This is a genomic window from Sphingopyxis sp. (assembly GCF_050725655.1).
Taxonomy (GTDB): domain Bacteria; phylum Pseudomonadota; class Alphaproteobacteria; order Sphingomonadales; family Sphingomonadaceae; genus Sphingopyxis.
Map to the genome: position 1 here is coordinate 19,904 of NZ_JBOHHT010000001.1, position 8,621 is coordinate 28,524.

General features: G+C 62.5%; 5 protein-coding genes. 3 read left to right on the forward strand and 2 right to left on the reverse strand.

The genetic code is table 11. The annotated features are described in order from the left end of the window. Positions 1–137 precede the first annotated feature (137 nt). Positions 138–3,188, forward strand: coding sequence for a TonB-dependent receptor (locus ACREBX_RS00075; RefSeq protein ID WP_431559717.1), 3,051 nt, complete (start codon positions 138–140; stop codon positions 3,186–3,188). Positions 3,189–3,387: 199 nt separating this feature from the next. On the opposite strand, the gene ACREBX_RS00080 is transcribed toward ACREBX_RS00075, so the two are convergent. Together ACREBX_RS00080 and ACREBX_RS00085 are read right to left on the reverse strand one after the other, a co-directional pair. After that, positions 3,388–3,987: an NADPH-dependent FMN reductase gene (locus ACREBX_RS00080; RefSeq protein ID WP_431559718.1), complete on the reverse strand. Its 600-nt coding sequence runs from the start codon at positions 3,985–3,987 to the stop codon at positions 3,388–3,390. 11 nt (positions 3,988–3,998) lie between these two features. Continuing rightward, on the reverse strand, positions 3,999–4,763 hold the full coding sequence (locus ACREBX_RS00085; protein ID WP_431559719.1) for a phytanoyl-CoA dioxygenase family protein: 765 nt from the start codon (positions 4,761–4,763) through the stop codon (positions 3,999–4,001). Positions 4,764–4,871: 108 nt separating this feature from the next. Between ACREBX_RS00085 and ACREBX_RS00090 the strand changes: the two genes are divergently transcribed. Further along, positions 4,872–5,786, forward strand: coding sequence for a LysR substrate-binding domain-containing protein (locus ACREBX_RS00090; RefSeq protein ID WP_431559720.1), 915 nt, complete (start codon positions 4,872–4,874; stop codon positions 5,784–5,786). 353 nt (positions 5,787–6,139) lie between these two features. Then, a complete protein-coding gene (locus tag ACREBX_RS00095) occupies positions 6,140–8,470 on the forward strand; it encodes a TonB-dependent receptor (RefSeq protein WP_431559721.1) in 2,331 nt (776 codons plus the stop codon). Positions 8,471–8,621: the final 151 nt, after the last annotated feature.

The window sequence follows — 8,621 nt, forward strand, 5'->3', positions numbered from 1 at the left end:
CCTTTTTATGATTCTTGTTCACTGGACTATACAAGAGGTAGGACAAGATCAACCGGTTTGCGGTATACAACATGGGTTGACATATTGGTCTGACAAAGCGAGCTTCCCTCCAAACAAGATCAAACAGGGAGAGTGGGATGATTCGGGGCAGCATCGTTCGCGCATCGGGCGCCGGCAAAATTAACCTTGCGGCGGCGCTGCTCGGCACCACGGCGCTCGCGATGTTTGGCAGCCCGGCCTTCGCGCAGGACACGGCCGCGCAGGATAACGAAAGTGCCGCTTCCGAGGCGCCGGGCGATGATGCGATCGTCGTAACGGGCATTCGCAGCTCCCTTGCAACCGCGCTGGGCGAAAAGCGCACTACCGACAATATCGTCGAGGTCATCCAGGCCGAGGATATCGGCAAGCTGCCCGACCAGAACCTCGCCGAAGTGCTCGAAAATGTCACCGGCGTTCAGATCACGCGGCAAGCGGGGGTCGGCAACGCCGTGCAGATCCGCGGCACCGATGCGAACCGCACCGAAATCAATGGCGTTTCGACCGTGGGGTCGGGGGCCGGCCGCTCGGGCATCAGCTTCGAGGATTTGCCCGCCGCGCTGATCGCGTCGGTCGAGGTCACCAAGGTTCCGACTGCGCAGACGATCGAGGGGTCGGTCGGCGGCACGATCAATCTGCGGACGATCCGCCCGCTCGACCTCAAGGAACCGCTGATCGCCGCGCGCGCCCAGATGGAAAACAGCGACCTGTCGAAATCGACGCTGCCGCGTGTGTCCGCCACGCTCGGCAACCGGTGGGACACCGGCATCGGAGAGATCGGCATCGTGCTGAGCGGCAGCTATGCCCGCCAGGATGTCGCCGCATTCAAGCCGCGCGTCGATCGCGACGCGCTCGTCCTTCCCGGCTCAGGCCCGAGCGCCGAAGCCTTTCCCTATCTGCGCATCCAGTTCCTCCAGCAGGGGCTCGAGAATTACGAATATGAAACCTACAACGGCACCGCCGCGCTGGAATGGAAGCCGAACGACGACCTGAAATTCTATTTCGACGCGACGCTGAACAACCAGAATCGCGGACAGCAGAGCCACCGCGTGCAGATATCGGGCACCGCAACACCGTCGGTCGTCGACGCGATGAACAACACCGCGTTCGAAACCGTCGATTTCGGATCGCTCAGCGGGCCAAATGGCTCGATCGACCTCGGCAGCGTGCAGGCGGCGGTCGCGGGCACCATCGGCATCGGCGGCACGACCGGAAGCGTGATCGATCCAAATCTGCGGGCGTCGAGCGACACTGGCGCACGCGTGACCAAGAGCCGCGTCTTCGATTTCGGCACCGATTGGCAGGCGACCGATAATTTGAAGGTGCGCGCCGAAGTGTCGCTGTCGACCTCCAAATCCGATTTCCCGAACTTCTCGACGACGCTCGACTTCATCAACCCCAACGGCCCGCAGCCGGTGATCGGGCGCAGCATCGACAACGGCGTGCCGATCGAATTCGACTTGCGGGGCGGCACGCTGCAATTCGGTATCGATCAGGCCAGCCCTTTCGCACCGACGACTGCGCAATTGCTTGATCCCGCGAACTATCAACTGCAACAGGTCACGCAGGGCGCGAACTCGACCGACAACAAGGAAAAGACGGCGCGCCTCGATTTTTCGTACGACACGACCGACCTCAATCCCTTCGTCACATCGCTCGACTTTGGCTATCGCTGGAACCGGACGTCGGCGGAAAACAACGAATTTTCGAACAATGTCAGCCTGACCAACACAACCAGCGCCTGGAACAGGCCGTCGGGCGACCTGTTTTCCGACATCCTGATCCCAGGGCCCCGCAATTTCGATGCTGCCGACGGGCGCAGGCTGTCCTTCGCCGACTTCCTTCTGATCGACGGCGGGTTGGCGTTCCGCGACCCGGCCAAGGTATTGGAGTCGCTCAATGCCGCAATCGCAGCGAGTAACGCAGCCCGAACCCAAGGTCCTGCCGTGGCGTCGCTTGCGACACCGACTGAATCCTTCGCGGGTTTCTTCAGCATCAAGGAAACGACCAACGCCGCCTATTTCCAAGCCAATATGGAGGGCGAGATTGCCGGCATGCCGGTGCGCGGCAATGCCGGCTTCCGTTGGCTGCACACCAAACTGTCCTCGACGGGGAACAATATCGCGAACGGCGCGGTGACGGGGCAGACCGTCGCAAGCAGCTCGTATAATTTCCTGCTTCCGCGCTTCAATCTCGTCCTCGAGCCGGCCGACAAGCTGCTTGTCCGCGCCGGTATCGCAAGGGATATTCGCCGCCCGAATTTCGACACGCTGTCGACGTCCTTCTCGTTCGGCACTGGCGCGAATACGCCGGTCGCGGTGGGCAACCCCGACCTCGTTCCCGAAGCGGTATGGTCGTTCGATCTCTCGGGCGAATATTATTTCGCGCCGTCGAGCCTGATCAGCATCGGCTTCTTCCACAAGAGCCGCACCAACCTGTTTGCGCAGCGGCGGGAGGATCCGGCGCCCAATCTCGACGCTAACGGCAATCTCAACATTTCGATCGACCCCGCCTGTCCGGGCGGCGGCATCTATAATCCGATCGCCAACCGGAACATCAACAACCCGATTCAGGGGGTCGGCATCTGCGTGCCGCGAAGCTCGACGTTCAACGTTCCGGGGACCACGACCCAAACCGGCGTCGAGGTCGCTTTCCAGCACGATCTGTCGGCATGGGAGGACACGCTCGGCTTCGCTTCGGGGTTCGGATTCATCGGCAACTTCACCTATCAGAAGGCCGGTGGTTCGGCGCGCGAGTACCGCGCCGCCGATGGCCCCCGCACCGTGTTCACCCAGCTGGGACATCCGGGCTCACAGGACCTGATCTCGCTGACGAACCTGTCGAAATATGCCTACAATACGACGCTTTTCTACGACAAATACGGGCTGAACGCGCGGCTGCGCTACACGTGGCGCTCGAGCTATGTGTCGAACGACCCGTTCTTCTTCGGCCTGCCGCTTATCAACGGCGCACGCGGACAGCTCAACGCCAGCATCAACTACGACATCACCGAGAATATCAACGTCGGCGTCGAGGGCATCAACCTGCTGCGCGGCGACCAGAACCAATATTGCGTGAACAACAAGGCGCTCTTGTGCTTTCAGGGTCTCACCGATCGCAGGATCACCGCCGGGCTCAGCGTGAAGTTCTAGGACCAATCGACATTCAGCCCATGGCGGCCTGCAGATGGCGATTTCCCGTGCTTCCGGTGCTCACGTACCAGATGTACGCTGCGCTCCGGGTCACGGAAAATCACCATTTTCGACTCACCCTGAGCTGAATGTCGATTGGTCCTAATATGCTCCGTACGGACCGGGAGACATCGAAAGATGCCTTCCGCGATGGCGGACGTCAGGCCGTCAAGGAGGCCCTGTCCCCATCCGCATAGGCGCGCTTCATCCGCGCGAAGGTCACGACCTGTCCGGCCATGATGTCGAGTTGTGAGGCGATACCCTGATCGGTCAGCATGCCGTCGGGGTCGAAGAGCGGCTGGCTGGAGTTGGCGGTAACCGCCATCGGCGTCGGCCAGCCGCGGAGCGCATGGGTGATCGAGCGCAGCGTCGCGAGCGTGCTGCCCGCCGCCTGCCATCCGCCCGCCACCGCGATCAACCCAACGGCGCGACCGTCGAAATAGGGCTGCGCGTCGGAAACGAGATCCTGTGCATAGTCGAGCGCGTTCTTGACCACGCCCGATACCGTCCCGTGATAGGCGGGCGAGGCGACGACGATGCCGTCGGCGCCGCGCAGCGCGGCCATCAGCGCCTGCGCCTTCGAACAGCGCTCGCTGCGGTGCGGGGCGTACATCGGAAGATCGATCGCCTCGCCCGCGAAGAGCATTGTCTCCGCGCCCTGCGCCTCGCAGCGCATGAGAGCGTGGCGGAGCAGGCGTTCGGCCGAGCCGCCGGCGGTCGCATTGCCACCGAGTGCGACGATGCGGGGACGATCGATCATGATATCCTCCCTCAGTTGAAAGTCACCTGGCTGCCGCCGCGCAGGAACGCGATCGCGTTACGGCGCAGATGATTGGTGCCGGGGTTGAGGATCGGCTCGGGGGAATATTGCGCGAGATAGACGCGGCGCATGTTCGGCGTCGAGTTCGATCCGGTCGCGTGGAGCGCGAGGCTGGAGAAGGCGACGATGCTGCCCGCGGGGACTTCGAGCGTCACGCCTTCGTTGTCGCCAGTGTAGCCGACGAGGTCGTTGCTGCCCGGCTGGCGAATGTGCGGGACGATGCCTTCGCGCGTGCCGGGTGCCTGCGAGAAGGGCAGGATGCGGACGGTGCCGTTCGCGACCGTCGTATCATCGAGCGTGCACCAGCAGGTGAGGTACGGTTTGTGATCCACCGGCCCGCCGTTGCCGACGACATAGCCCGAATCCTGGTGCCAGCTGAACGGCATGCCCTCGCTGGCGCCCTTCACGACATATTGGTCGTAGAAGAAATAGGCGTCGTCGCCGAGCGTCGCGCGGCAGATGTCCGCCATCGTTTCGCTGAACAGCATGTTGCGCAGGTCGGGCTGCTGGCGCTGGCATTCGCCGGCGAAATAGCGCTTGCCCTTGTGGCTGATGCCGTCGACCTCGACGCCGAGGCTGTCGAGGCGCGCGTCTTCCCGGTCGATGACGCGGCCGCATTCCGCGCGGAGCAGGTCGAGCAGCGGGCCTTCGAGGATGCGTTCGAACACGGCATAGCCTTCGGTGGCGAACTGTTCGCGCTGTGCGGCGTAATCCATCTTCACTCTCCCGTATCTTTTCAATCTTCACCCACATCGCAGATGGCAGCCATCGCATCCAATCGAATTGCATCCGCCGGTCATACGTCTATACTATGGCCGATGCGAATGAGACAGGTCGAGGCGTTTCGCGCCGTGATGATGAGCGGGGGCATTACGGCCGCCGCGACGATGCTGAATATCAGCCAGCCGTCGGTGAGCCGGCTGATCGCCGACATGGAGCGTGCAGTCGGGTTCCGCCTGTTCGACCGGCGCGGCGCGCGCGTGCATCCGACCGCGCAGGCACAGGCGCTGTATGAAGCCGTGCGGCGAAGCTACGCCGGTCTCGACCTGCTCGATCAGGCGGCGCGGCGCATTCGCGCGCATCCGGTGGGCACGGTGCGGATCGCGGCGCTGGCGGCGATCGCAATGGCGATCCTGCCTGCGGTGATCGCGCGCTTTCGTATCCTCTATCCCGACATCAAGATCATCGTGGAATCGCTCGGTCAGCGCGCGATCGAGGAGCGGGTGTTCCTCGGACAGGCCGACCTTGGCGTCGGGGTCGATATGCAGGGCCGCGAGGGCATAAGGTCGACACCGCTCGCGCGCGCCGAATATGTCTGCATCCTGCCCGCCAACCACCCGCTGGCGGCGCGCGAGCGACTGGCGATCGCCGATCTGGCGGGCGAGGAGTTTGTCGGCCCGATGCACGAGGCCGATGCGCTGTGGACCGGGATCGACACCGCGCTGGAAACTTCGGGCATCACCGTATCGCGGCGGCTGGAGACGCAGCATTCGCAGATATTATACGCCTTCGTCGAAGCCGGGCTGGGCGTGACGATTGCCGAGCCGTTCAGCGCGCCGCGCTTCCACCGGCTGGGCGTTGCGGTCCGCCCGATTTCCCCGCCCGTCACGCTCGATTTCGCGCTGCTCGAACCCGATATCGGTCCGACCCCGGAGATTGTCGCGTGGCTGAACGCCGATGTGCAGCGCGAGACCGCGGCATGCCTCGCGCATGTGCAGAAAGTGGTGTCTTCAAAGTAGGTCCGTCGCTTCGCGTCTATCTTTTTCGTCACCCCGGACTCGATCCGGGGTCCACGAAGTCGAGAACGACCCGTGCAGAGAGGCCCATGGATCCCGGATCAAGCCCGGGATGACGAAGATAGAATAGGACCGGTCGAAAAGCGATTGGTGGCCGCCTTTCTCAAGTCATAGCATTTGGACATAATCTCCCGACATTTCTCGATTGGACTGATATGATTTGGGGGCGCATCCCTATGCATGGCGGGTTGGCCCTTGGGTCGACCGGAGGATTCTCGGCCGTTTTCGGCGGCCGTGCCACGGTTCCAAAGATCCAGGCGGGCAGATGATCCGCCGGACGAGTGGGGAGGTTTTCGATGACGACGACGAAGTTCAAGCTGGCTCTGGCGCTTTCGACGACGATGGCGATGGCGCTGATCGCCGCCCCCGCCGCCGCCCAAGACGCTCCAGCTAAGGCCCCGGCCGAAGCCGACGCGCCCTTCGCATCGACCGACATCATCGTCACCGCGCAGAAGCGCGAACAGAATTTGCAGGATGTGCCGGTCGCGATCTCGGTGGTGTCGGGCGCGCAGCTTGAGCGGTCAAACGTCAATTCGGCCGAGCAATTGTTCCAGCGCGTCCCCACGCTGACCTTTCGCAAGGGCAACACCAACAAGGATTCGGCGCTGTCGATCCGCGGCGTCGGCACGATCAGCTTCTCGTCGGGGGTCGAGCCTTCGGTGTCGACGGTGATCGACGGCGTCGTCTATGCGCGCACCGGCCAGCAGACGTCGGACTTCCTCGACGTCGAGCGTATCGAAGTGCTGCGCGGCCCGCAGGGCAGCCTGTTCGGCAAGAATGCCAGCGCGGGCGTGATCAACATCGTATCGCGCGAACCCGGCAACGAGCTGGGCGGTTATGTCGACGCCGCCTGGTACGAAGGCAATGAATATCGCATTCGTGGTAGCGTCGGTGGTCCGCTCGCCGAGGGCATTCGCGGTTCGCTCACCGGTTTCTGGTCGCAATATGACGGCAACGCCCGCAACGTGTTCAACAACCACAAGGTCAATGGTTACGAGCATTGGGGCGTGCGCGGCAAATTGATCGCCGAGCCGACCGATAACCTCAAGATCACGCTGATCGGCGATTATTCGAAGAACAGCGACAATGGTTTCGCCGACAGCATCGGCACTGTTTTCCCGTCAGCGTTCAACAATGCGGTGTTCATCCCGAGCCTCGCGCCGCTGACGCTCGACGGCAAGAACAAGGACATCGACAACGACCTTGATCCGTACACCAAGGACAAGAACAGCGGCGTGTCGGGGCAGATCGACCTCGACCTTGGCGGGGTCACGCTGACCTCGATCACCGCCTATCGCCACTGGTATAATTTCCAGCAGCGCGACGGCGATTTCCGGTCGGATGCGCCGCGTTACGTCAACACCGGCACCGCAGCGGGCGACGTCCGTTCGCACGATCGCGGCGATTTGAAGTTCGACCAGTTCACGCAGGAGCTGCGCATCGCGTCGGCGAACCCGCAATTCTTCGAATATGTTGCGGGGCTTTATTATTATCACACGAAGGAAGATGATTTCTTCAACCGCACGGTAACGAGCTGTACCGCATCGACGCTGCCGACCGTTGGCGGATTGACGCCATGCGCCGCGGGCTCGTCGACCTATCTGACGAACGAGGGCAATGCCGATTTCACGACCAAGCTGACCAGCTATTCGGCGTTCGGTCAGGCGACGCTGAACTTCACCGACGCCTTCCGCGGCATCGTCGGCCTGCGCCACACCAACGACAAGGTCAGCTATGACTTCGCGCGTCGCTCGACCTCGCTCGCCGCCTTCTCCGGCGTAAACCCGGCCTTCGCTTCGGCGGGGTCAATCAAGGATACGGGCTGGTCGGGCAATGCCGGTCTGCAATATGACCTGACCGACGATGTCGTCGCCTACACCACCTATACGCGCGGCTATAAGGGCCCGGCGCTCAACATCTTTTTCAACATGCTGGCGCGCGATACCGGCCGCATCGATCCCGAAAAATCGGACGCCTATGAAGTCGGCCTGAAGACGCGGTTGTTCGACCGCCGCCTGACGCTGAACATCGCGGGTTTCTATGCCAAATACGACAATTACCAGGCGAACTTCCTCGACATCGTCGCGGGGCAGGTCGTTACGCGCCTGACCAACGCAGGCACGGTGTCGACGCGCGGCATCGAGGTGGATTTCAACGCCGCGGTGACCGACGATCTGTCGCTGTCGGGCGGGTTCAATTACACCGACGCGCACATCAACCAGTTCATCTGCCCGCCGGGCGCGGCGGTGACCTGCGCCGATGCGATCAACGGCAAGCCCCTGCCCTTTGCCCCGAAATATAAGGGCACGGTAACGATGGACTGGCGCCTGCCGCTCAATATCGACGGGTTCAACGTCGATCTGAACAGCTCGCTCGTCTATCAGAGCAAAACCAATTTCGACATCAACCAGAACCCCAACGCCTTCCAGAACGCCTATGCGATCTGGGATGCCGGGATCAAGGTGAGCACCGACGACGACAAATACAGCCTGTCGTTCATCGTCAAGAACCTGACCGACAAGCAGTTCGTGATCCAGCGCATCCCGAACGGCACCAGCTTCATGCGCCAGATCACCCCGCGCGATGCGGAGCGTTATTTCGGGGTGACGGCGCGGATGAATTTCTGACGTTCGACGAACGATCCTCCCTGTCGCGAAGCGATGGGGAGGTGGCACCGCGAAGCGCTGACGGAGAGGCTTTGGCGCTGGCGTTGCGGCCCCTCCACCGCGCCCTTTTGGGCGCGGTCCCCCTCCCCATCGCTTCGCGACAGGGAGGATT

Coding starts and splice junctions, on each gene's coding strand:
- ACREBX_RS00075 (WP_431559717.1), top strand. CDS start 138: ATGATTCGGGGCAGCATCGTTCGCGCATCGGGCGCCGGCAAAATTAAC.
- ACREBX_RS00080 (WP_431559718.1), bottom strand. CDS start 3,987: ATGATCGATCGTCCCCGCATCGTCGCACTCGGTGGCAATGCGACCGCC.
- ACREBX_RS00085 (WP_431559719.1), bottom strand. CDS start 4,763: ATGGATTACGCCGCACAGCGCGAACAGTTCGCCACCGAAGGCTATGCC.
- ACREBX_RS00090 (WP_431559720.1), top strand. CDS start 4,872: ATGAGACAGGTCGAGGCGTTTCGCGCCGTGATGATGAGCGGGGGCATT.
- ACREBX_RS00095 (WP_431559721.1), top strand. CDS start 6,140: ATGACGACGACGAAGTTCAAGCTGGCTCTGGCGCTTTCGACGACGATG.